Source organism: Pseudomonas sp. Au-Pse12 (assembly GCF_021341665.1).
Classification (GTDB): Bacteria; Pseudomonadota; Gammaproteobacteria; order Pseudomonadales; family Pseudomonadaceae; genus Aquipseudomonas.
Genome location: NZ_JAJTTH010000006.1, coordinates 19398 through 43576, shown reverse-complemented (window position 1 = coordinate 43576; position 24179 = coordinate 19398). Strand labels below are relative to the sequence as shown.

Genomic DNA, 24179 nt, shown 5'->3' with positions numbered 1-24179 from the left:
GCCGCCTGCGAGATCGCCATATCCGAGTGTCATGGCGGTGCGTTAATCTGACTTTCCCTGCCGTCTGCCGAGTGTTCCATGCCTGACTTGCTAGACCGTTACCCGCTGACGGCGGGTACCTACCACGAGTTGCTGGATGACCAGGGCCAGGTTCGGGCGCACTGGCAGCGCCTGCTCGAACAATTGCAGCGCAGCAGCCCCGGGCAACTGGCCCAGCGCCAGGCGCTGCTGACTCGGCAGATCCACGAGAACGGCGTCACCTATAACGTCTATGCCGACCCCAAGGGCGCCGACCGGCCCTGGGAACTGGACCTCTTGCCCCATGTGATTGCCGCAGACGAGTGGCAACGGCTGTCCGCCGGGATTGCCCAGCGCGCGCGCCTGCTCAATGCCGTGTTGGCGGATCTGTACGGCCCGCAACGACTGATCCGCGAAGGGTTGCTGCCGGCAGAGCTGGTGTTCGGTCACAACAATTTCCTCTGGCCGTGCCAGGGCATCCTTGCGCCGGAAGAAACCTTCCTGCACCTGTACGCCGTGGACCTGGCGCGCAGCCCCGACGGGCGTTGGTGGGTGACTGCCGACCGCACCCAGGCGCCTTCCGGGGCCGGTTATGCCCTGGAAAACCGCATGAGCGTGTCCCGGGCCTTTCCGGATCTGTACCGTGACCTGCAGGTGCAACACCTGGCCGGGTTCTTCCGCACCTTGCAGGAGACCCTGGCGCGCCAGGCACCGCGAGACAGTGAGGCGCCGCTGGTGGTGCTGCTGACGCCGGGGCGTTTCAACGAGAGCTATTTCGAGCACCTGTACCTGGCGCGCCAGCTGGGTTACCCGCTGGTGGAAGGCGGCGACCTGACCGTGCGCGATGCCACGGTGTACCTCAAGACCCTCAGCGGCCTGCGTCGGGTGCACGCCATCATGCGTCGCCTGGACGACGACTTCTGTGATCCGCTGGAGTTGCGTACCGACTCGGCCCTGGGGGTTCCTGGATTGCTCGATGCGGTACGCCAGGGCCGGGTGCTGGTGGCCAATGCCCTGGGCAGCGGCGTGCTGGAGTCCCCCGGGTTGCTGGGTTTTTTACCGAAGATCAGCCAGTTCCTGCTGGGGCAAGAGCTGCTCCTGCCCTCCATCGCCACCTGGTGGTGTGGTGAGGCGCCGGTGCTGCAACAGGCCCTGGATAAACTCCCGCAGCTGTTGGTCAAGCCGGCTTTCGCCTCCCAGAGTTTCACCCCGGTGCTGGGCCGCGACCTGAGCCCCGAGCAGCGTGCGCAACTGGCCGAGCGCATGCGGGCGCGGCCTTACGCCTATGTCGCCCAGGAGCTGCCGCAACTGTCCCAGGCGCCGGTCTGGCAGGCAGAGAGCGGGCAGTTGCAGCCACGTGCGATCGGCATGCGGGTGTATGCGGTGGCCAGTGCGCAGGGGTATCGAGTATTGCCCGGCGGCCTGACCCGGGTCGCGGCCGATGCGGGTGCCGAGGTGGTGTCGATGCAGCGCGGTGGCGCCAGCAAGGACACGTGGGTGCTGGGGGAGGGGGCTCCCAGCGGCGAGCAGTGGAAGGCCCAGCGCACCCTTGGCGTGTACGACCTGGTGCGCCGCGATCCTTACCTGCCGTCGCGGGTGGTGGAAAACCTGTTCTGGTTCGGCCGCTACTGCGAGCGCTGTGACGACAGTGCGCGGTTGCTGCGGATCATGCTGGCGCGCTACGTCGACGGCGATGACCCGCAAGCCCTGCTGGCCGCGGTGGACCTGGGGGAAAGCCTGATGCTACTGCCGGACGAGGGCGAGCTGCCCGAGCGCTTGCTGGTGGCCCTGCTGGGCGAGGATTGGTCGTTCAGCCTGCGCTCCAACCTGCAGCGCCTGCAGTGGGCGGCGTCGCAGGTCCGCGGCAAGCTGTCCCGGGAAAACTGGCAGGCCCTGGTGGAGTTGCAACGTGAAGCCCAGGAACTGGACACCCCAGCGCCGGATTTCGCCGAACTGCTGGATTTTCTCAACCGCCTGGTGATGTCCCTGGCGGCGCTCTCCGGGTTTGCCCTGGACGACATGACCCGCGACGAGGGCTGGCGTTTCCTGATGATCGGCCGGCGCATCGAGCGCCTGCAATTTCTCAGCAGCAGCCTCGCGGCGTTCTTGCGAGGCACCGCGGTTTTCGATCAGGCCGGCCTGGATTGGCTGCTGGAGCTGGGCAACAGCAGCATCACCTACCGTTCGCGCTACCTGGCGGTGGCGCAGTTGATCCCGGTTCTCGACCTGTTGTTGCTGGATGAGCAGAACCCCCACGCCGTGCTGTTCCAGCTCAAGCTGGTGACTCGAACCCTCAAGCGCCTCAACGATGATTTCGCTGTGCCCCGCGAGCTGGCGCTGCCGCAGCTGGTGGAGCGATTGACGCATTTCGATCTGGGCTGCCTGGAGAACGCGCTGTTCGGTGAGGCCAGCGTGCGTGCCGCGGTGGAAGGCCTGGCGGATCTGCTGCAAGAGATTGCCGAGGTCAGTGGCCAGGTTTCGGATCGATTGGCGTTGCGCCATTTCGCCCATGTGGATGATGTCAGTCAGCAAACGGTGTCGGTGTAATGAGCGCGCGCTATCAGATTTTTCACGACACCCATTATCGCTACGACAGCCCGGTGTCCCTGGCTCAGCAACTGGCGCACTTGTGGCCTCGGGCCTGTCGCTGGCAGCAGTGCAGCCAGCGGCAATTGCTGATCAGCCCCGAGCCCACCAGCCGCCGTGACGAGCAGGACGTGTTCGGCAATCCCCTGACCCGGCTGGCCTTTGAGCGGCCCCATGATGAATTGCAGGTCAATGCCCAGCTCAGTGTCGAAGTGCTGGAGCGACCGGTGTTGGACTTTGCCCAATCCCTGGTATGGGATGCCGCCCGTGGCGCCCTGACCTACAGCGGCCGGCCGTTGCCCGAGGCCCTGCTGGAGGCGTGCCGTTACCGTTTCGAGTCGCCCTATGTGCACCTGAAGCAGAGCTTCGTCGAGTTTTCCGCCAGCTGCTTTGTGCCGGGACGCCCATTGTTGCAGGGGGCCCAGGCGTTGATGGAGAAGATCTTCAGTGAGTTCACCTTCGACGCTGAAGCCACTCAGGTGGCGACGCCATTGGTGGAGGTGTTGGAGCGCCGGCGCGGGGTGTGCCAGGACTTCGCCCACCTGATGCTGGCCTGCCTGCGTTCGCGGGGGCTGGCGGCGCGCTATGTCAGTGGTTACCTGCTGACCCAGCCACCGCCGGGGCAGCCGCGGCTGATTGGTGCCGATGCTTCGCATGCCTGGGTTTCGGTGTTTTGCCCGTTGCTCGGCTGGGTGGATTTCGACCCGACCAACAACGTACAGCCGGCGTTGGAGCACATCACCCTGGCCTGGGGCCGGGACTTTTCCGATGTGTCGCCGTTGCGTGGGGTGATTCTCGGAGGGGGCAGCCACGACCCGGAAGTCCGGGTGACCGTCATGCCGCTGGCCTAACTGCCCATTCAAGCCTTGTAGGAACCGGCTTGCCGGCAAAGGGGCCAGCGGATACCGCGTGGAGCTGGAAGCGCTTTCGCTGGCAGCCAGCTCCTACAGGCTCAGGTCAGGCTTGGGGGGCTTCTGGTTCGGCCTCGTCGACGCTCACTTCAGCTTCTGCATCCAGGGGCAGTGCGCTGCTTTCTTCAGCGGCGGCTTTCTTGCGTTGCAGCTTTTCCTCTTTCTTCTGTTCCTTGGCCAAGTCGCGTTGACGTTTGGCGAAGGAGTAATTGGGTTTGGCCATGGGCGATCCTCTGGGGTCGAAGGTGAGGTTGAGCGGCGCGTATTCTGCCTGTTATCGGGGCAGGGTGGTTAACTGGGTTTGCCTTCGGCCCATTTGTCCGGGACCGTGGGTTGCCAGGCGTCCAGCGCCGCCAGCAGGCCGGCCGGCGACTCGCTCATTTGCAGCATGTCACGGTGTGGGGCGCGGACGAAGCCTTCACCGACGATATGGTCGAGAAATCCACTGAGTTTTTCGTAGAAGCCGTTCACTTCCAGCAGGCCCAGCGGCTTGTGGTGATAGCCCAATTGGCCCCAGGTCCAGACTTCGAACAGCTCTTCCAGGGTGCCCAGGCCGCCGGGCAGGGCGATGAAGGCGTCGCTGAGTTCGGCCATGCGCGCCTTGCGGGCGTGCATGCCGTCCACCACTTCCAGGCGGGTCAGGCCACGGTGGCCGATTTCCTTGTCCTTCAGGCTTTGCGGGATGATCCCGATGACTTCGCCACCGGCCGCCAGGGCGGCGTCGGCGACGATGCCCATCAGGCCCACCGCGCCGCCGCCATACACCAGGGTCAGCTTGCGTTCGGCGATGGCCCGGCCCAGGGCCTGGGCGGCTTCACGATAGAGGGGATGGGTGCCGGTGCTGGCGCCACAGAACACACAGACAGAAGTTAACGACATGCCTTACTCCGAGCTCATTGATGGGCTCAGAGTAAAGGCTCGCCGAGCGTGCTCCAAGCATTAAACCTCCCGCTGCGGGGTTTCATAGGTACCGCTGGCGCCGCAGGCGTAGGCGGCGAGCAAGCTGCGAAACAGGCTGTTGAACGGCATGCGGGTGACTCCGAGAAGGGATGACGGGCCGATTCTAGGCGCGTGCCATGACGCGGGCCGGTTGATTGTCTTGATCGGCCCGATAGCAGAGAGTTGTATACAGTTTTTTGATGCAAATCATAGGAACTTGCGAGAAATTCAGGCAGTCTTCGGTCCCATGGATTCAGATGGATTTTGTTAACCCTGCCTTGGAGATTCACCATGTTTGCCAAACTCGTTGCGGTATCCCTGTTGACACTGGCCAGCAGCCAATTGATGGCCGCCGAATGCAAGGTCGATGTCGACTCTACCGACCAGATGTCCTTCAACACTAAGGAAATCACCATCGACAAGAGCTGCAAGACCTTCACTGTGAACCTGACCCACTCCGGCAGCCTGCCGAAGAACGTCATGGGGCATAACTGGGTACTGAGCAAGACCGCAGACATGGCTGGCATCGCCACCGACGGCATGGCTGCCGGCATCGACAAGAGCTACCTGAAGGAAGGCGACACCCGCGTCATCGCCCACACCAAGATCATCGGTGCCGGCGAGAAAGATTCGGTGACCTTCGACGTATCGAAGCTGACTGCTGGCGAGAGCTACCAGTTCTTCTGCTCGTTCCCAGGCCACAACTCGATGATGAAAGGCGCTGTGGTCCTGAAGTAAGCATCAGGCCCGGCAGCAACAGAAAAGCGCCCCGAGGGGCGCTTTTTTTGTGCGTGCCTGTCGCTGCGAACCTGCCCGCGAAGAGGCCCTTGAGCCTTGTGCCGCATCACCCGGCCCGTTCGCCGGCAAGCCGGCTCTACAGGGCGTGGCGGGTCATGGGGCGAAGGGCATGACGCGCTTGTGGTGGGTCTTGCGGTAGGTGTCGCAGATGATCTTGAAGGCTTCCTCGCGCACCGGCTGGCCGTGCAGGAAGGCGTCGATCTCGGCGTAGGTGACGCCATGGGACGCTTCATCCGGCTTGCCCGGCGATAGGTCTTCAAGGTCGGCGGTCGGCACTTTTTCCACCAGGGATTCGGGCGCGCCGAAATAGCGGGCAATGGAACGCACCTGGTTCTTCACCAGGCCGCTCAGGGGCGCGAGGTCGCAGGCGCCGTCACCGAACTTGGTGAAGAAGCCCATCACCGCTTCGGCGGCGTGGTCGGTGCCGATCACCAGGCCGTGGGCGGCGCCGGCGATGGTGTACTGGGCGACCATGCGCATCCGCGCCTTGGTGTTGCCGAGGACGAAGTCCCGGGACACCGCGTGCTGCCCTTCGAAGGCCGCCACTTCACTGGCCAGGGCCTTGACCGCCGGGCCGATGTTCACCGTGTGGCGTTCGTCGGGGTTGATGAAATCCACCGAGGCCTGGGCGTCGTGTTCGTCGAACTGGGTTTCATAGGGCAGGCGCACCGCGATGAAGCGGTAGCTGTCGTCACCGCTGCGTTCGCGCAGTTCACGCATCGCGCGCTGGGCCAGCAGGCCGGCGGTCAGTGAGTCGACGCCGCCGCTGATGCCCAGCACCAGGGACTTGAGCCCGGAATTGACCAGGCAGTCCTGGATAAAGCCGATGCGTCGGGCGACTTCCGCCTCCAGGGCGGCGTGGTCGGAAAAAGGTGCTTGGACCTTGAGCTGCTGCGCAATCTCACGCTGTACGGCTTGCATGATTCACTCCTTGCCAGGTTGGGCTGGTACTTGGAAAACGTGGCGCAAGTAAGCGACGAAGTTCGGATCCTTGCAATGGGTCTTGCCCGCTTCATCGGAGATCTTGGCGACGGGCTGGCCATTGCAGGCGGCCATTTTAAGCACGATGCTCATCGGCTCGACACCGGGAATGTCACAGGTCAGGTTGGTGCCGATGCCAAAGCTGACGTTGATCCGGCCGCGCAGCGCGCGGAATATTTCCAGGGAGCGCGGCAGGCTCAGGCTGTCGGAGAACACCAGGGTCTTGCTCATCGGGTCGATGCCCAGTTTGTGGTAGTGGGCGATGGCTTTTTCCGCCCAGAGGATCGGGTCGCCAGAGTCGTGGCGCAGGCCGTCGAACAGCTTGGCAAAGAACAGGTCGAAGTCGCCGAGGAAGGCATCGGTGGTGATGCAGTCGGTCAGGGCGATGCCCAGCAGGCCGCGGTATTCGCGGACCCAGCAGTCGAGGGCGGCGATCTGGCTGTCGATCAGCCGTGGCCCCAGTTGCTGATGGGCCATGATCCATTCGTGGGCCATGGTGCCCAGGGGCTTCATGTTCAGTTCGCGGGACAGGTGCACGTTGCTGGTACCGACAAAACGCCCGGGGAAATCGTGCTTGAGCACGTTCACCACTTCTTCCTGAACCCGGTAGGAAAAGCGTCGGCGGGTGCCGAAATCCGCCACTTGCAGCTCGGACAGTTCCTCGCTGCTGGCGTTTTCGGTCAGCCAGTCGAACTTGCGGTACAGCTGCTCGCGGGCCTGCACCAACTGGATCTCGCGGTAACGGTAGCGGTTACGCACTTCGCTGATGATGGCCAGCATCGGCACTTCGAACAGGATCACGTGCAGCCAGGGGCCGCGCAGGCGAATGAACAGCTCGCCGTCCTCGATGCCGGTGTGCACGTAGCGCAGGTTGAAGCGGAACAGCCCGAGAAAGCGCAGGAAGTCCGGCTTGAGAAAGCTGATGCGTTCGAGAAAGCCCAGTTGGTCGGCGCTCAGGCTCAGTTCCGCCAGGCGCTCGAACTGGTAGCGGATCTCTGCCAGGTACGGCCGCAGGTCTTCGCTGTTACGGCAACGAAACTCCCATTCCACTTCCACGTTGGGATAGTTGTGCAGCACCGCCTGCATCATGGTCAGTTTGTAGAAGTCGGTGTCGAGCAGGTTCTGCACGATGCGATCGGCAAACACACTCTCGCTCATAACGGGAATCTCCATACTGGCCGCGACGGACAGCGGCGGCTTCAGCTCTTTCAATGAAGGCGCTAGTGGCGCATAGACGCCCGGCGCTTTGCCAGTGTTTTTTCACGGCGGGTGAGGGGCGTCGTTATGTTCGAGCATCCAGCGCACGAAGTCGCGGACCTTGGGCACTTCCGCCGAGTGTTCGGGGTAGGCCAGGTAGTAGGCGTCCTGGCTGGGCATGGCGTATTTCCAGGCGATCACCAGCTTGCCCTCGGCCAGTTCCTCTTCCACCAGGAAGCGCGGCAGCAGCGCCACGCCACAACCGACCTGGGCGGCGCGGATGCACATATAGAAGGTTTCGAAGCGCGGGCCGTGATAGCTGTGTTCGGTCTGATAGCCCTGCTGTTCGAACCATTCGTGCCAGCCCTGGGGGCGCGAGGCGTTTTGCAGCAATACCAACTCGGTCAGTTGCCGAGGGTCGGTCAAGGGTTCGGCGGGCAGGCTGTCCGGGGCGCAGACCGCCACCAGTTCCTCGCTGAACAGCTTCAGGCTTTCGGTGCCGGGGCGCGCGCCCTGGCCGAAGTAGAACGCCAGGTCGGCGTGGCCCTGGAGCAGTTCGTCCGGCTCCTGCTCGTTGCACAGGTCCAGGTGGATGTGCGGGTGGCGCAGGCGCCAGCCTTTGAGGCGCGGCACCAGCCAGCGGGCACCGAAGGTGTAGGGCGTGGACACCCGCAGCACTTCGGTCTCGCCGCCGTAGGAGCGCAGGTAATGGGTGGACATCTCCACCTGGGTGAGGATCTTGCGGACCTCCACCAGGTACAGGTCGCCGGCTGGGGTCAGCTGCAGGCGGCGCCGCACCCGGCGGAACAGCAGGTGCTGCAGCAGTTCTTCCAGTTGCGCCACCTGCTTGCTCACCGCGCTCTGGGTCAGGTTGAGTTCCTCGGCCGCGCGGGTGAAGCTCAGGTGCCGGGTCACGGCCTCGAAGCACTGCAGGGCGGTGATCGACGGCAGGTAGCGTTTGTTGAGCATGGGGTGGTCCTTGTTCTTATCGGCGCGAGAAAGCGGCGCAGCATGAATAAACGGAATGATATCTCGCTTAAAGGTCGTTTGTTGGCAAGTCTCGGGCCAGCTACAACTACTAGCCTTGATGGCCGTCGCAGCGGTCGGGATCTTTCGCTTTCATCTGTAAGGAGTAACCCCATGGTTGCCGCATTGCTTGATCGTCTGGGTGTCAACCCGGCGCTGTACCAGTCGGGCTCCCAGCCTGTGCATTCGCCCATCGATGGCAGCCGGATCGCCGCGGTGAACTGGCAGGGCGCCGCCGAGGTGGAGCAGCAGGTCAGTCGCGCAGAGCATGCATTCGCCCTCTGGCGCAACGTACCGGCCCCGCGTCGTGGCGAGTTGGTGCGGCAGTTCGGTGAGGTGCTGCGCGAGCACAAGGCGGACCTTGGGGAGTTGGTGTCCTGGGAGGCCGGCAAGATCACCCAGGAAGGCCTGGGGGAAGTGCAGGAGATGATCGATATCTGCGACTTCGCCGTGGGCCTGTCGCGCCAGCTCTACGGCCTGACCATCGCCTCCGAGCGCCCGGGCCACCACATGCGTGAAACCTGGCATCCCCTGGGGGTTGTCGGGGTGATCAGCGCCTTCAACTTCCCGGTCGCGGTCTGGGCCTGGAACACCGCCCTGGCGCTGGTCTGCGGCAACTCGGTGATCTGGAAGCCCTCGGAGAAAACCCCGCTCACCGCCCTGGCGTGCCAGGCCCTGCTGGAGCGTGTGCTGAAGAATTTCCAGGATGCGCCCGCGTACCTGAGCCAGGTGATCATCGGCGGGCGTGACGCTGGCGCCGCCCTGGTGGACGATCCGCGCGTGGCCCTGATCAGCGCCACCGGCAGCACCCGCATGGGCCGCGAAGTGGCGCCCAAGGTTGCCGCGCGCTTTGCCCGCAGCATCCTCGAACTGGGGGGCAACAACGCCATGATCCTCGGCCCGAGCGCCGACCTGGACATGGCCGTGCGCGCCATCCTGTTCAGCGCCGTCGGCACCGCCGGCCAGCGTTGCACCACGTTGCGCCGGCTGATCGCCCATGAGTCGGTGAAGGAAGAAATCATCAGCCGCCTCAAGACCGCCTATTCCAAGGTGCGCATCGGCCACCCGCTGCAAGGCAACCTGATCGGCCCGCTGATCGACAAGCACAGTTTCGAGGCCATGCAAGACGCCCTGGAACAGGCCCTGAGCGAGGGCGGCCGGGTTTTCGGTGGCCAGCGCCAATTGCAGGACACCTTCCCCAACGCCTACTACGTGTCGCCGGCCATCGTCGAAATGCCCGAGCAGAGCGACGTGGTGTGCAGCGAAACCTTCGCCCCGATCCTCTATGTGATCGGCTACAACGACTTCGAAGAAGCCCTGCGCCTGAACAACGCCGTGCCCCAGGGGCTGTCCTCCTGCATCTTCACCACCGACGTGCGTGAGGCCGAGCAGTTCATGTCGGCGGTGGGCAGCGACTGCGGCATCGCCAACGTCAACATCGGCCCCAGTGGCGCGGAGATTGGTGGGGCCTTTGGTGGCGAGAAGGAAACCGGCGGCGGTCGCGAATCCGGTTCTGATGCCTGGCGTGGCTACATGCGGCGCCAGACCAACACCGTCAACTACTCCCGGGAGCTGCCACTGGCCCAGGGCATCAGTTTTGAATAGCAGCGGCAAGCTGTAGGCCACAAGCGGCAAGCGAACCTGCTTGCCGCTTGAAGCTTGCGGCTCGCCACTGCTCCGTTAGGAGTACCTATGGCGCTACAAGAGCAATGTCTATGGGAAAAACTGACCCCGCAACGGCCTGACAGGGCGCCGCTCAAGGGCGAGCTGACGGCGGACGTGTGCATCATCGGTGCCGGCTTTACCGGGCTGTCGGCGGCGGTGCACCTGCTGGAGCAGGGCAAGCGGGTCTGTGTGGTCGAGGCCCATCGCGCGGGGCAGGGCGGTTCGGGGCGCAACGTCGGGCTGGTCAACGCCGGCATGTGGATCCCCCCGGACGAGATCGAAGCCGGTTTCGGCGAGCAGGTGGGCAGCCAGCTCAACCGCATGCTCGGCGCCGCGCCGTCCCTGGTGTTCAGCCTGGTGGACAAGTACCAGATCGATTGCCAGCTGCGTCGCGAAGGCACCTTGCACATGGCTCACAACGCTCGTGGCGAGGCTGACCTGCGCAGTCGCGAGGAACAATGGAAACGCCGTGGTGCGCCGGTGGAGCTGCTGACCGGCGCTGCCTGTGAGCGCGCCACCGGCACTCGGAAAATCGCCGCGGCGCTGCTCGACCGGCGCGCCGGCACCCTCAACCCGATGGCCTACACCACTGGGCTGGCCGAGGCCGCGGTCAAGCTCGGTGGCCAGCTGTTCGACCACTCCCCGGTCACCCGCCTGGAGCGTCAGGGCCAGCGCTGGTCGGTGCAGACCGGGCAGGGTTCGGTGCTGGCCGAGCAGGTGGTGATCGCCTCCAACGCTTACACCGAAGGCGACTGGACTGAACTGCGGCGTAACTTCTTCCCCGGCTATTACTATCAGGTGGCCTCCGCGCCCCTGAGCGAAGAGGCGGCGCAGCAGATTCTGCCGGGAGGCCAGGGCTCCTGGGATACCCGCCAGGTGCTCAGCAGCATTCGCCGCGATGCCGAAGGTCGCTTGCTGCTCGGCAGCCTGGGTAACGGCAATCAGAAGCCCCTGTGGTTCCTCAAGGCCTGGGCCGATCGGGTTCAGCAGCATTACTTCCCCTACCTCAAGCCGGTCGAATGGGAATGCACCTGGACCGGCTGCATCGCCTTCACCCCCGACCATCTGATGCGCCTGTTCGAACCGGCGCCCGGGCTGGTGGCCGTCACCGGTTACAACGGCCGTGGGGTGACCACCGGAACCGTGGTCGGCAAGGCCTTCGCCGACTACCTGTGCAACGGTGATCCGCAAGCCCTGCCGATTCCCTTCGCACCCATGCAGCCCTTGGCCGGGGTGGGCTTGCGCAGTTGCCTGTACGAGGCCGGTTTCTCCCTCTACCACGCGGGCCAATGCCTGCGAATCGTGATCTGAACAAGGAAATATTTAGCCGCAGACGACGCTTTTCGATGCAGCGACTAGCCTGTAATGGTGCGGCTCGTAGCAGTCCTGCACCAGCAGTGTGCAGTTCGGTGACGCGAGCTGTTACAGCAGGGTTGCACGTTGAATTGTGTCGCGGTTGCAATGATGGCACGCATGGGTTGCGCCCATTAAAAAGCAGGGTTTCACCTTCCGCGGTTTAGACGGTTGCACGCCCAATAAAAAAGGGCTCGAAACAGTCGAAATAACAATAAGACAGCGACTTTTTTCAGAATAAAAAACCACTGGCACGGCGCTTGCTCTGAGCAATCCTAGTGAAGTCGCAGTGCCAACTAAAAAAACCTTGGAGCACCACCTCATGTCCCAGACGTTTTACAAGAAAGGCTTTCTGGCCCTCGCAGTGGCAACTGCGCTGGGTGTTTCTGCGTTTGCTCAAGCCGACGTGAAGATCGGCGTAGCGGGTCCCATGACAGGCGCCAATGCGGCATTTGGCGAGCAGTACATGAAGGGTGCACAGGCAGCGGCTGACGAGATCAACGCCAAGGGCGGGGTCAACGGCGAGAAGATCGTCCTGGTCAAGGGCGACGACGCCTGCGAACCGAAGCAGGCGGTGGCGGTGGCCAACCGCCTGGTGGACCAGGACAAGGTCGCCGGCGTGGTCGGGCACTTCTGCTCCTCGTCGACCATTCCGGCTTCCGAGGTGTACAGCGACGCGGGCGTGATTGCCATCACCCCGGGCTCCACCAACCCGCAGGTCACCGAGCGTGGCCTGTCCGCGATGTTCCGTATGTGCGGGCGTGACGACCAGCAGGGCATCGTCGCCGGCGACTACATCGTCGACGTGCTCAAGGGCAAGAAAGTCGTGGTGCTGCACGACAAGGACACCTACGGCCAGGGCCTGGCGGATGCCACCAAGGCGCAGCTGACCAAGCGTGGCGTGACCCCGGTGCTGTACGAGGGCCTGACCCGTGGCGAGAAGGACTTCAGCGCCGTGGTGACCAAGATCCGCGCCGCCGGCGCCGACGTGGTGTACTTCGGCGGCCTGCACCCCGAAGCCGGTCCGCTGGTACGCCAGTTGCGCGAGCAGGGCCTGAAGGATGTCAAGTTCATGTCCGACGACGGCATCGTGACCGACGAATTGGTGACCACCGCTGGCGGTCCGCAATACGTTGACGGCGTGTACATGACCTTCGGCGCCGACCCACGCCTGCTGCCCGACAGCAAGGCCGTGGTGGATGCTTTCCGCAAGGCCGGCACCGAGCCTGAAGGCTACACCCTGTACGCCTATGCCTCGGTCCAGGCCCTGGCCGCCGGCTTCAACGGCGCCAAATCCAACAAGGGCGAAGACGCCGCTAAGTGGCTCAAGGCCAATCCGGTGAAAACCGTGATGGGCGAGAAGTCCTGGGACGCCAAGGGCGACCTGAAGATCTCCGACTACGTGGTCTATCAATGGGACAAGGACGGCAAGTACCACCAGCTGGAAAAACAGAAGTGACATGAGTCCGTACGGGCCGGCATCACCCCCTGATGCCGGTCCATGCTCGTGCAGTACTTGCCTTTTCTCGTAGAGCTGCACAACGGACGTGTTGCGCAGACGGGTGATCCCTGTCCGGCGTCAACGGCCTGTGCAGTCTCTCAAGTCCGTGAGATTGCGTTATGGATGGTATTTTTCTGCAGCAACTGATCAATGGACTGACCCTCGGGTCTGTCTACGGTCTGATCGCCATCGGCTACACAATGGTCTATGGCATCATCGGCATGATCAACTTCGCCCACGGCGAGGTTTACATGATTTCCGCTTACCTCGCGGCAATCAGTCTGGCTCTGCTGGCCTACTTCGGCATTGAATCCTTCCCGCTACTCATTCTCGGCACGCTGATCTTCACCGTCGTGGTGACCGGGATCTATGGCTGGGTGATCGAGCGCGTGGCCTACAAACCCTTGCGCAACTCCACCCGTCTGGCGCCGCTGATCAGTGCCATCGGTATCTCGCTGATCCTGCAGAACTACGCGCAGATCAGCCAGGGCGCCAAGCAGCAAGGGGTTCCGACCCTGCTGGCCGGGGCCTGGAAAGTCGATATCGGCACAGGCTTCGTGCAGCTCACCTACACCAAGATCTTCATCCTGGTGGCGGCGTTCGCCGGCATGGCGCTGCTCACCTACATCATCAAGTACACCAAGCTGGGGCGCATGTGCCGGGCCACCCAGCAAGACCGCAAGATGGCCTCGATCCTCGGCATCAATACTGACCGGGTGATCTCCTACGTGTTCGTCATCGGCGCGGCCATGGCGGCCCTGGCCGGGGTGCTGATCACCATGAACTACGGCACCTTCGACTTCTATGCCGGCTTCGTGATCGGCATCAAGGCGTTCACCGCGGCGGTGCTCGGCGGCATCGGTTCGCTGCCCGGGGCGATGCTCGGCGGGATCATCCTCGGGATCTCCGAGTCGCTGTTCTCCGGCTTGATCAACTCCGACTACAAAGACGTGTTCAGTTTCTCGCTGCTGGTGCTGATCCTGATCTTCCGTCCCCAAGGCCTGCTGGGTCGCCCACTCGTGGCGAAGGTATAAGTATGTCTGCTGCCAATAAACCGATTGATATCAAGAAGAGCGTCATCGACGCCGTGCTCGCCGGGCTGATCTCGCTGATCGTGTTCGGTCCCATCGTGGGCGTGGTGCTCGATGGCTACAGCTTCAACCTGCAACCGACCCGCGTGGCGTGGCTGGTGGCGATCGTCATGGCCGGCCGCCTGGCCCTGAGCCTGTTCCTGCAAACCCCCAAGGGCCTGAAGATTCTCCAGGGCTTCGAGACCACCGGTTCCGGGGTGCATGTGCTGGCGCCGGACTACAAGTCGCGGCTGCGCTGGATCATCCCGGCGCTGATCGTGATCGCCATCGTGTTCCCGTTCTTCGCCAACAAGTACCTGCTGACCGTGGTCATCCTCGGGCTGATCTACGTGCTGCTGGGCCTGGGGCTGAACATCGTGGTGGGCCTGGCGGGGCTGCTGGACCTGGGTTACGTGGCGTTCTATGCCATCGGCGCCTACGGCCTGGCCCTGGGTTACCAGTACCTGGGCCTGGGCTTCTGGACCGTGCTGCCCCTGGCGGCGATTGCCGCGGCGCTGGCGGGGTGCATATTGGGCTTCCCGGTGCTCCGGATGCACGGCGACTACCTGGCCATCGTGACCCTGGGTTTTGGCGAGATCATCCGCCTGATACTCAACAACTGGCTGTCCTTCACCGGCGGCCCCAACGGCATGCCGGTGCCATCGCCGACCATCTTCGGCCTGGAGTTCGGCCGCAAGGCCAAGGACGGCGGGGTGCCGTTCCACGAATTCTTCGGCCTGGAATACAACCCCAACCTGAAGTTCCTGTTCATCTACATCGTGCTGTTCCTGGTGGTGCTGCTGGTGCTCTACATCAAGCACCGGCTGACCCGCATGCCCGTAGGCCGGGCCTGGGAAGCCTTGCGTGAAGACGAGATCGCCTGCCGCGCCATGGGCCTGAACCATGTGCTGGTGAAACTCTCGGCGTTCACCATCGGTGCTTCCACCGCCGGCCTGGCCGGGGTGTTCTTCGCCAGCTACCAGGGCTTCGTCAACCCGTCCTCGTTCACCTTCTTCGAGTCGGCGCTGATCCTCGCCATCGTGGTGCTGGGTGGCATGGGCTCCACGGTGGGCGTGGTGATTGCGGCCTTTGTGCTGACCGTGGCACCGGAGCTGCTGCGCAGCTTCTCCGAATACCGGGTGCTGCTGTTCGGCATCCTCATGGTGTTGATGATGATCTGGCGACCGCGAGGGCTGATCCGCATCAGCCGTACCGGGGTGACGCCACGCAAAGGTGCTCTGACTGAGGGGAACGCGCCATGAGCGAATACATTCTTTCGGTCGAGAACCTGATGATGCACTTCGGCGGCATCAAGGCCCTCAGCGACGTCAGCCTGAAGGTCAAGCGCAACTCGATCTTCGCCCTGATCGGCCCCAACGGCGCCGGCAAGACCACGGTGTTCAACTGCCTGACCGGTTTCTACAAGGCTTCCGGCGGGCGCATCGAGCTCAATACCCGGGGCCAGCAGACCAACGTCATCAAGCTCTTGGGCGAGCCGTTTAGCCCCACCGACTTCGTGTCGCCGAAAAGCTTCGCCAGCCGCCTGTACTACAAGATGTTCGGCGGCACCCACCTGGTGAACCGGGCCGGGCTGGCGCGGACCTTCCAGAACATTCGCCTGTTCAAGGAAATGTCCGTGGTGGAGAACCTGCTGGTGGCCCAGCACATGTGGGTCAATCGCAACCTGCTGTCCGGCATCCTCAACACCAAGGGCTACCGCAAGGCGGAAAGCGCCGCCCTGGACCACGCCTTCTACTGGCTGGAAGTGGTGGACCTGGTGGACTGCGCCAACCGCCTGGCCGGCGAGTTGTCCTACGGCCAGCAACGGCGCCTGGAGATCGCCCGGGCCATGTGCACCCGGCCGCAGATCATCTGCCTCGACGAACCGGCCGCCGGCCTCAACCCTCAGGAAACCGAAGCGCTGAGCGCGATGATCCGGCTGCTGCGCGACGAGCACGATCTGACCGTGGTGCTGATTGAACACGACATGGGCATGGTGATGAGTATTTCCGACCACATCGTGGTGCTGGACCACGGCAACGTGATCGCCGAAGGCGGACCGGAGGCAATCCGCAACGATCCGAAGGTGATCGCCGCCTACCTGGGTGCCGATGAAGAGGAGCTGGTATGAGCCAACCTATCCTCGAACTCAAGGACCTGGACGTGTACTACGGCCCGATCCAGGCCCTGAAGAAAGTCTCGCTGCACATCAACGAAGGGGAAACCGTGAGCCTGATCGGCTCCAACGGCGCCGGTAAATCGACCCTGCTGATGTCGATCTTCGGCCAGCCCCGGGCGGAGTCCGGGCAGATCCTCTATCGCGGTGTGGACATCACCCACAAGTCGTCCCACTACATCGCCTCCAACGGCATCGCCCAGTCCCCGGAGGGGCGCCGGGTGTTTCCTGACATGACCGTGGAAGAAAACCTGCTGATGGGCACCATCCCGATTGGCGACAAGTACGCCAATGAGGACATGCAGCGCATGTTCGAGCTGTTTCCACGGCTCAAGGAGCGGCGTACCCAGCGGGCCATGACCATGTCCGGCGGTGAGCAGCAGATGCTGGCCATTGCCCGGGCGCTGATGAGCCGGCCCAAGTTGTTGCTGCTGGACGAGCCGAGCCTGGGGCTGGCGCCGATCGTGGTGAAACAGATCTTCGCCACCCTGCGGGAGCTGGCGGCCACCGGCATGACCATCTTCCTGGTGGAGCAGAACGCCAACCACGCGCTGAAACTGTCGGACCGCGCCTACGTGATGGTCAACGGCGAGATCCGCCTCAGTGGCACCGGCAAGGAGCTGCTGGTCAACGAGGAGGTGCGCAACGCTTACCTGGGCGGTCACTGACCGCCCGCTCTGTGGATAAACCATGCCCCGCCGGCCCGCGCCGCCGGGGCATTTTTTATCCACAGCATCCCGCCCGCCGTGTCGGTGCTGGCTTGCCAGCGAAACGCCCCATCCCCATGGCCGCTTGTTCAGAGGCGGTTGTGCGTTCGGGGTTCGCCGGCAAGCCGGCACCTACGTATTTAGCGCGCGCTTGGTGCGTGCATGGGCAAGCGTGCGTTCGCAGATGGGCGGTCACGTCGGACAATTGTGGACAACCTTATTTGCAAGCTGGCAAAGCGCGGCATAAAGACGCTGCAAACAGTTGTTTTTCCACCGTTTTGACTTGTCCCCGTTTGCTGTGGAGCGGGCTGTGGGTAACGTGGGAGTAGCTGGCTGAAGGCCTTGATTTACGTGGCTTTCAGACGGTTGTGCGTTTTTTGATCAGGGTTTTTTGGGCGGCTCGAAGAGGCCGTTGTCAACCTTTTTATTGTCGCAGCCGGACCCGCTAAAAGGGCTGGATAAGCCTGTGGATAAGTCTGTGACTAAACTCTGGAAAGACGGCTCTGAGCGGCGTGGTTACTGGCCTCTGGCGTTATGCACTTTGACCGTGCGGTCATCTTTTTCGGCCGCGGCTGCATGGACAGCTGTTGCGGGTCAAGCAAAAAACTTCACATGATCGGCTGCAGGCCCTGTACACAGCGGCTTTTCGAGCTGTGCACTTGCCCCCAAAGACTGTGGACCGGCCTGTGGATAAGGTGCGTGCATATGGCTGCAGACCAGAGCCTGCAAGGCGCGGAGAAGGATGAGTATTTTTTATCCAACGACCCGCTATAACCCCTCTATGAATGGGGATATGGCTTCGGGTATTCTGCGCGCCTTGGCGCCCCCTGGGGCGTCATCTGCCGATCTGGAGCAATGGCATGACCGATAGTTCCGCGTTTGTTCCCGTCAGGCCCGCAAGCCCTCTGCTGCGGCTGCGTGAGCGGATTGCCTATCGCTTGGCCTTGCTGGATCTCGGCGGGCGTGGGTTGGCATTGTTCGGCGGATTGTTCCTGCTGCTCTGGGCCAGCTCCGGGATCTACAAGGTCCAGCCAGACGAGCAGGGCATCGTGCTGCGCTTTGGACGCTGGCAGCAGACCGCCGAGCCGGGGCTGCACTACCACCTGCCGTACCCCATCGAGCGGGTACTGTTACCCAAGATCACCCAAGTCAATCAGCTGCAACTGGGCAGTGCGGTTCTGCAGAGCGCCTCCGCCAGCGGTTCGCGGGACAAGCAGATGCTCACTGGCGACGAGAACATCGTCGAAGCCGACTGCACAGTGTTCTGGCGTATCAAGGACGCGCGCCTGTATCTGTTCCAGATCAGCGATCCAGAGCGTTCAGTGAAACTGGCTGCCGAGAGTGCATTGCGCGAGGTCATTGCTCGTACGCCGATACAGTCGGTGATGTCGGACAAGCGTGCACAGATCGCCGACGAAACCCGTGATCTGCTACAGCAGCTGTTGGACCGTGAGCAAGCCGGGATACTGGTGACCCAGGTGCAATTGCAGCGGGTCGATCCGCCTCCCCAGGTCATTGATGCGTTCAACGACGTGCAGCGAGCCCGGGCTGATCAGGAGCGGGCCCGCAACGAAGCGCAAGCCTATGCCAATGATGTGATCCCGCGAGCCCGTGGCGACGCGGCGCGGATCGCCCAGGAGGCCGAAGCCTACAAGTCGCAGGTCGCCAACCTGGCAGAGGGCGAGGCCAAGCGGTTTCTCTCGGTCTACGCCAGCTATGCACAGGCCAAGGATGTCACCGCCTGGCGCTTGTATATGGAAAGCATGGACGAAGTGCTGAAGAAGGCTTCCAAGGTCATCATCGATACTTCCGGCAAGGGTATGTCCGGTGTGGTGCCTTACATGCCGCTCAATGACCCAGGCAAACCCGCACAGAAGGACCCTCGACCATGAACCGCTCATTCAAGTGGCTCGGGCTGGGCCTGGCCGTGGCCGCTCTCTGGTTGCTGGCGGCGTCGGCGTATGTGGTCGATGAGTCGCAGCAGGCGCTGATCATCCGCTTCGGAGCTCCGATGGGCGTTGCAGGCGAGCCGGGGCTCAAGTTCAAGGTGCCCTTCAGTGATTCGCTGGTGTTTTACGACAGCCGCCTGCAGACCCTCGTGCCTGCCTCCGAGCAGGTGATCCTTGGTGATCAGAAGCGGATAGAGGTCGCCACTTACACGCGCTTTCGCGTCAGCGATCCGCTGCGTTTCTACCAGGCGGTAGGCACTCTGGAGCAGGCCAACGCCCAGCTGACGCAGATGGTCAGCTCCTCCTTGCGCCGCACTCTGGGGGAGATTTCCCTGCGTTCGTTGTTGTCGCCGGCTCGCCAGCAGGCGGTATCGGTGATCGAGCAGGACGTGGCCGACAAGGCTCGGGCACTGGGGGTCGAGGTGACGGAGGTGCGGCTGCACCGTGCGGACCTGCCACTGGAAGCCAGTCAGGCGATCTACGAGCGCATGAAGTCCGAGCGTCAGCGCGAGGCCAAGGAGTTGCGGGCCCAGGGCTTCGAGTGGGCGCAACAGATTCAAGCCAAGGCCGACCGCGACCGCACGGTGCTGTTATCCGAAGTCCAGCGCCAGTCGGCGATCACTCATGGCGAAGCGGACGCTGAGGCGAACCGGATCCTGTCGGCCGCGTTCAGCAAGGACCCGGAGTTTTACAGGCTGTACCGTTCCCTGCAGACCTATCGGCAATCCATGGCCGAGAGCCAGCCGATGCTGGTACTGAGCCCCGATGCGGAGTTCCTCAAGCAGTTCCGTCATGGCCCGACCGCCCAGCGCGCGCAATGACATGAGCATTCAAGGGCGGATACCAGAGCGCGCGCCCTTGATACCTCGTCTGCGCCGTCTGCTGGCAGCACTGGGCCCCGGGCTGGTGGTGATGATGGCCGACACCGAGGCCGGCAGCGTCATCACTGCCGCGCAGAGCGGAGCACAGTGGGGGTATCGGCTGCTGTTGCTGCAACTGCTGTTGGTGCCGCTGATGTTCATGGCTCAGGAGCTGACCGTGCGTCTGGGGTTATGTACCGGCCAGGGCTATGTGGAGCTGGTGCGTCAGCGCTGGGGCGGCGGGCTGGCGATGGCTTCGGCGCTAGTATTGCTGCTCAGTTGCTCGGGGGCGCTGCTGACGCAAATCAGTGGCCTGGTGGGGGCCGGTAGCCTGTTCGGCGTCGCGCCATGGCCGATCCTGGTGACCCTGGTGCTGTTTATCCTGACCATGGTGTTGACCGGCTCCTATCGATCGGTGGAGCGCATCACCCTGCTGGTCGGCTTGTTCGGCCTGGCTTTTTTGGTCATGGCGTACAAGGCTCATCCTGATCTGCAGCAGATGCTGCATGAGTTACGGCAGAGCCCCCTCAACGATCCCGATTATCTGTACCTGGTGGCGGCCAACCTGGGCACCAGCGTGATGCCCTGGACCCTGTTCTACCAACAGTCGGCTCTGGTGGACAAAGGCCTGGGCCCGCACCACTTGCGCCTGGCGCGCCTGGATACCTTGCTGGGTACGCTATTTTGCCAGGTGCTGACGACGGCGATCATCATCGCCGCAGCCGCCACCCTCGGCGGCCAGGGGGGCGGGCTTTCGAGCATTGCCCAGATCGGCGAGGCCTTCGGGGCACTGATCGGGCCGACCTGGGGCCAGGCGGTGTTTGTCGTCGGCTTGGCCGGCGGGGCGTTGGTGGCGACCATTGTGGTCTGCCTGAGTGCGGTCTGGGCCATGGGCGAGGCACTGGGCGTGCGGCACTCCCTGGAGCAGCATCCGTTGGACGCCCCCTGGTTCTATGGCGCCTTCGCGATGCTGCTGATTGCCGGTGCACTGCTGGTTGGGTCAGGGATCGATCTGATCCGTTTGTCGCTGGCGGTGGGGGTACTCAACAGCCTGTTGATTCCGCTGATGTTGCTGTTGTTGCTGCTGCTGGCGCGCAATGTGTTGCCGGCGAAACTGCGCTTGCGTGGACCCTATGGCGTGCTGGTGCTCGTCACCTTCATCCTGACGGGCGGGCTGGGTCTTTATGCCGCCTTGAGTGGCGTGCTGGGGTGAGAACGTGAGCAGAATTTCTCTGCCAGGGGTGTTGTCGCATGTTGTTTGATGGTGCGCTGTACGCCTTGAGCATGGTGTTCCAGGTGCTGCTGCTGGACCTGATCCTGTCCGGCGACAACGCGCTGGTGATTGCCCTGGCCTGTCGTGGCCTGCCCCCCGAGCAGGCGCGTCGGGCAATCATGATCGGTATGGGCGCGGCCATCATCTTGCGGGTATTGCTGACCACCTTGGCCGGCTGGCTGCTGTTGGTGCCCTGGTTGAAGCTGATTGGCGCCTTGTTGCTGGTGGTGATTGCCTTGCGCCTGCTGTGCGATGAGGATGCGCAGGACGAGAGCGCCGGGGCCGCTGCTGCGCCACAGACCCTGGGCGGTGCAGTGCTGACTGTACTGATCGCCGATCTGGTGATGAGCATGGACAACGTGGTCGGCCTGGCGGCAGTGACCCAAGGGCAAGTGTTCTATTTGCTGCTGGGGCTGCTGCTGAGTGTGCCGTTGTTGATGTTTGGCAGCCTGCAACTGACCCGGTTGATGGGCACCCAGCCCTGGCTGGTATGGGGCGGCGGAGGCCTGCTGGGATATGTCGCGGGGAGCATTGCGGTATCCGATCCAGTGTTGGTCGACTGGCTCAACAGCCAGTCGCCCGCGCTGAATCAAGTGTTGCCCTTGTCGTTGGCGGCTTTTGTTCTGCTGCAATCACGGATCATTCGCCAGCGGCGAGTGAGCCTGCCCAGGCCTCTGCGTGAGCTTGAACCGACCCCGCAGGCGAGCTCCGTGCCCGATCCTGCCGTGCCTGTGGCAGCGCTCGCCAGGTCACCAATGCAGGCTCCGCAGCCGCTTGCCGCAGAGGGCGATGTGGTCGTGGCGCCAGCGCTCGCCGGCCGCAGGTTCCCGGCTTCTGGCGGAGTGTTGCGGGTGCTGGCCGGCCTGGCCTTGACGCTGCTGTTGTGTGGCTTGCTCTATGGCCTGATTGGCGGGCTTGCCGGGAGTCTGTTGCCCTCGCCGCATAGGGACAATGTCTATCAATGCGACGGCGCCACCGCTACCTTGTACTACCGCCCTGGCGGCAGCTCGGTGCGGCTGGTGAACGGCGGCGGCGAGGCCGTCGGCTATGTTCGCTACAAAGAAATCCTCTGGCAGAACCCGCAAAATGCGGCCCATGACCTGCATTTGACGCCACCCACCCAGATTGAGAAAACCAGCGCTACGGTAGTGACTCTCAACGGTGGCAGCTTTGCGCAGATTGCGTGTACGTTGGCGCCCTGATTTTTCATTTCAATGGCGGCTCGCCACCCAGCAAGGAGAACACCATGACTTCCACACTGTTCATTACGGGCGCGACGTCCGGTTTTGGCGAAGCCTGCGCTCGGCGCTTTGCCCAGGCCGGCTGGTCGCTGGTGCTCACCGGCCGCCGCGAGGAGCGCCTCAACGCGCTGTGCGCGGAGCTCTCCAAGCAGACCGACGTGCACGGCCTGGTGCTCGACGTGCGCGACCGCAAGGCCATGGAAACCGCCATCGCCAACCTGCCAGCGTCCTTCGGCAAGTTGCGCGGCCTGATCAACAATGCCGGCCTGGCCCTGGGGGTCGACCCGGCGCCCAAGTGCGACCTGGATGACTGGGACACCATGGTCGACACCAACATCAAGGGCCTGATGTACAGCACCCGCCTGCTGCTGCCGCGGCTGATCGCCCATGGCCGGGGCGCCGGTATCGTCAACCTGGGCTCGATCGCCGGCAACTACCCGTACCCGGGCAGCCACGTCTATGGCGCAAGCAAGGCCTTCGTCAAACAGTTCTCCCTGAACCTGCGCTGCGACCTGCAGGGCACTGGCGTACGAGTGACCAACATCGAGCCGGGTCTGTGCGAAAGCGAGTTCTCCCTGGTGCGTTTCGCCGGTGATCAGGCGCGTTATGACGCCACTTACGCCGGCGCCGAGCCGATCCAGCCCGAAGACATCGCCGAGACCATCTTCTGGGTCCTGAATACCCCGGCCCACATCAACATCAACAGCCTGGAGCTGATGCCGGTGAGCCAGACCTGGGCCGGTTTCGCCATCGAGCGCAAGGTGTAGCCGCTGCCGCAGGCTGCGACAGGGCCGCCAGGCCCTCTTGCGTTCGCAAGACCTCGGCGCTCGCAGCCTCGCCATGGCTTGGCAGCGACTATGGTTGTACTCGGAAACACATAAGCTGATTCGTTTCAGCTTGAAGCCAGGCGTGGCAAGGTAGAATTCCGCCCCGAAATTTCATTGCAGCCTCATACGAGGCGGTGTTTTTGAAGTTCGATAGGAGGAATCGTGAGTAACCGAGGTGAGCAGTCTCTGCTCAAACAATCGACTGTATTGATGTTCATCGTGGCGATCGCCGGAATCGTCACGGGGTTTGTTTCTGGCGCCCAATCCATCCTGTTCGATGGATTTTTTTCCCTGATCGCCACCTTCATCAAGGTCCTGATGCTGATCACCGCCAAGCTGATCGCCAAGGAAAGCAACCAGCGTTTCCAGTTCGGCTTCTGGCACCTGGAACCGATGGTGCTGCTGATCGAAGGCAGCTTCCTGATGCTGATCGCGATCTACGCCTTCCTCAATGGGGTGTTCGGCATCATCAATGGCGGCCGCGAGGTCGAGCTGGGGCTGGTGATCTTCTACGCAGGGTTTTTCGCCGTCGCCGAGTTCGCGTACTTCTTCTATGTGCGTCGGCGTAACCGCAGGCTCAAATCGTCGCTGATCCAGTTCGACAACATCAGTTGGCTGGTGGACGCGATGCTCTCGGTGGGGCTGCTGGTGAGCTTCGTCATCGCCCTGTTGCTCAAGCAGTACGGGCATGGCGAGTGGGCGGTGTATGTCGACCCGGCGATCCTCATCCTGCTGGCCCTGAGCATGTTGCCGCCGGCGTTGAAGATCCTGCGGCCGGCCCTGCGCGATGTGCTGGGGATCGCCCCGGACCAGTTGGACGAGAAGGTTCGCAGCGTGATGGAGAAGGCCAAGCTGGCCCATGGTTTCGATGACTACATCACCTACGTGCAGAAGCACGGGCGGGCGCGATTCATCGAGATCCACATTGTCCTGCCAGCGGATTATCCGCTGCGGGATGTGGCGACCCTGGACCGCTTGCGCGAGGAGATTTCCAGCCAGTTGGGCCAGGCCGATGCCGCGCGCTGGCTGACCATCAGCTTTACCGGGGATCGCAAGTGGATTGCTTGATCGGTGGGCTGTTCGCGGGCAAGCCGGCTCCTG

General features: G+C 63.1%; 21 protein-coding genes. 16 read left to right on the top strand and 5 right to left on the bottom strand.

Annotated elements, in window-relative coordinates; genetic code table 11:
• The first annotated feature begins 78 nt into the window (after nt 1–78).
• A complete protein-coding gene (locus LXM55_RS17860; RefSeq protein WP_233321562.1) occupies nt 79–2565 on the top strand; it encodes a circularly permuted type 2 ATP-grasp protein in 2487 nt (828 codons plus the stop codon).
• On the top strand, nt 2565–3455 hold the full coding sequence (locus LXM55_RS17855) for a transglutaminase family protein (RefSeq protein ID WP_233321561.1): 891 nt from the start codon (nt 2565–2567) through the stop codon (nt 3453–3455). The genes LXM55_RS17860 and LXM55_RS17855 overlap by 1 nt, the downstream gene beginning before the upstream one ends.
• A 106-nt stretch (nt 3456–3561) precedes the next feature.
• On the opposite strand, the gene LXM55_RS17850 is transcribed toward LXM55_RS17855, so the two are convergent.
• Together LXM55_RS17850 and LXM55_RS17845 are read right to left on the bottom strand one after the other, a co-directional pair.
• Entirely contained in the window at nt 3562–3738 is a 177-nt protein-coding gene (locus LXM55_RS17850; protein ID WP_233321560.1) for a hypothetical protein, read from the bottom strand.
• A gap of 68 nt (nt 3739–3806) precedes the next feature.
• A complete protein-coding gene (locus tag LXM55_RS17845) occupies nt 3807–4394 on the bottom strand; it encodes a TIGR00730 family Rossman fold protein (protein WP_233321558.1) in 588 nt (195 codons plus the stop codon).
• A gap of 351 nt (nt 4395–4745) precedes the next feature.
• Between LXM55_RS17845 and azu the strand changes: the two genes are divergently transcribed.
• Nucleotides 4746–5192: an azurin gene (gene azu / locus LXM55_RS17840; protein ID WP_011058960.1), complete on the top strand. Its 447-nt coding sequence runs from the start codon at nt 4746–4748 to the stop codon at nt 5190–5192.
• A 153-nt stretch (nt 5193–5345) separates the two neighbouring features.
• Here azu and nadE read toward each other — a convergent pair whose 3' ends face one another.
• From nadE to LXM55_RS17825, 3 genes are all read right to left on the bottom strand, one after another.
• Complete coding sequence (gene nadE, locus LXM55_RS17835; protein WP_233321557.1) at nt 5346–6173, bottom strand: ammonia-dependent NAD(+) synthetase; 828 nt, start codon at nt 6171–6173, stop codon at nt 5346–5348.
• 3 nt (nt 6174–6176) lie between these two features.
• Nucleotides 6177–7391, bottom strand: a complete 1215-nt coding sequence (gene pncB, locus LXM55_RS17830; protein WP_233321556.1) for a nicotinate phosphoribosyltransferase — start codon at nt 7389–7391, stop codon at nt 6177–6179.
• A gap of 102 nt (nt 7392–7493) precedes the next feature.
• Nucleotides 7494–8399 carry a LysR family transcriptional regulator gene (locus LXM55_RS17825; protein WP_233321555.1) on the bottom strand — a complete coding sequence of 302 codons (906 nt, stop codon included), beginning with the start codon at nt 8397–8399 and terminating at the stop codon, nt 7494–7496.
• Between the two features lie 171 nt (nt 8400–8570).
• Here LXM55_RS17825 and amaB point away from each other — a divergent pair, with 171 nt between their 5' ends.
• The 13 genes from amaB to LXM55_RS17760 all read left to right on the top strand — a co-directional run bounded on the left by amaB (nt 8571) and on the right by LXM55_RS17760 (nt 24146).
• A complete protein-coding gene (gene amaB, locus LXM55_RS17820) occupies nt 8571–10061 on the top strand; it encodes an L-piperidine-6-carboxylate dehydrogenase (RefSeq protein ID WP_325169902.1) in 1491 nt (496 codons plus the stop codon).
• A gap of 87 nt (nt 10062–10148) precedes the next feature.
• Nucleotides 10149–11432, top strand: coding sequence for an L-pipecolate oxidase (gene amaA / locus LXM55_RS17815; protein WP_233321553.1), 1284 nt, complete (start codon nt 10149–10151; stop codon nt 11430–11432).
• A gap of 364 nt (nt 11433–11796) precedes the next feature.
• Nucleotides 11797–12933: a branched-chain amino acid ABC transporter substrate-binding protein gene (locus tag LXM55_RS17810; RefSeq protein ID WP_233321552.1), complete on the top strand. Its 1137-nt coding sequence runs from the start codon at nt 11797–11799 to the stop codon at nt 12931–12933.
• 161 nt (nt 12934–13094) lie between these two features.
• The gene (locus LXM55_RS17805) at nt 13095–14009 is read left to right on the top strand and encodes an ABC transporter permease subunit (RefSeq protein ID WP_011058967.1); all 915 of its coding nucleotides are present in this window, start codon (nt 13095–13097) and stop codon (nt 14007–14009) included.
• 2 nt (nt 14010–14011) lie between these two features.
• A complete protein-coding gene (livM, locus tag LXM55_RS17800; protein WP_233321551.1) occupies nt 14012–15307 on the top strand; it encodes a high-affinity branched-chain amino acid ABC transporter permease LivM in 1296 nt (431 codons plus the stop codon).
• Nucleotides 15304–16176, top strand: a complete 873-nt coding sequence (locus LXM55_RS17795; protein ID WP_233321550.1) for an ATP-binding cassette domain-containing protein — start codon at nt 15304–15306, stop codon at nt 16174–16176. The genes livM and LXM55_RS17795 overlap by 4 nt, the downstream gene beginning before the upstream one ends.
• Complete coding sequence (locus tag LXM55_RS17790) at nt 16173–16889, top strand: ABC transporter ATP-binding protein (protein WP_016967871.1); 717 nt, start codon at nt 16173–16175, stop codon at nt 16887–16889. The genes LXM55_RS17795 and LXM55_RS17790 overlap by 4 nt, the downstream gene beginning before the upstream one ends.
• An 899-nt stretch (nt 16890–17788) precedes the next feature.
• Nucleotides 17789–18820, top strand: coding sequence for an FtsH protease activity modulator HflK (hflK, locus tag LXM55_RS17785; protein WP_233321549.1), 1032 nt, complete (start codon nt 17789–17791; stop codon nt 18818–18820).
• Nucleotides 18817–19698: a protease modulator HflC gene (gene hflC / locus LXM55_RS17780; protein WP_233321548.1), complete on the top strand. Its 882-nt coding sequence runs from the start codon at nt 18817–18819 to the stop codon at nt 19696–19698. The genes hflK and hflC overlap by 4 nt, the downstream gene beginning before the upstream one ends.
• Nucleotides 19670–20950, top strand: a complete 1281-nt coding sequence (locus LXM55_RS17775) for an NRAMP family divalent metal transporter (protein ID WP_233321547.1) — start codon at nt 19670–19672, stop codon at nt 20948–20950. Before hflC ends, LXM55_RS17775 begins: the two co-directional genes overlap by 29 nt.
• A 38-nt stretch (nt 20951–20988) precedes the next feature.
• Nucleotides 20989–22212, top strand: coding sequence for a TerC family protein (locus LXM55_RS17770; protein ID WP_233321546.1), 1224 nt, complete (start codon nt 20989–20991; stop codon nt 22210–22212).
• 44 nt (nt 22213–22256) lie between these two features.
• Nucleotides 22257–23018 (top strand): SDR family oxidoreductase, encoded by a 762-nt coding sequence (locus LXM55_RS17765; protein ID WP_233321545.1) that lies wholly within the window; start codon nt 22257–22259, stop codon nt 23016–23018.
• Between the two features lie 222 nt (nt 23019–23240).
• Nucleotides 23241–24146 carry a cation diffusion facilitator family transporter gene (locus LXM55_RS17760; RefSeq protein ID WP_233321544.1) on the top strand — a complete coding sequence of 302 codons (906 nt, stop codon included), beginning with the start codon at nt 23241–23243 and terminating at the stop codon, nt 24144–24146.
• Nucleotides 24147–24179 lie beyond the last annotated feature (33 nt).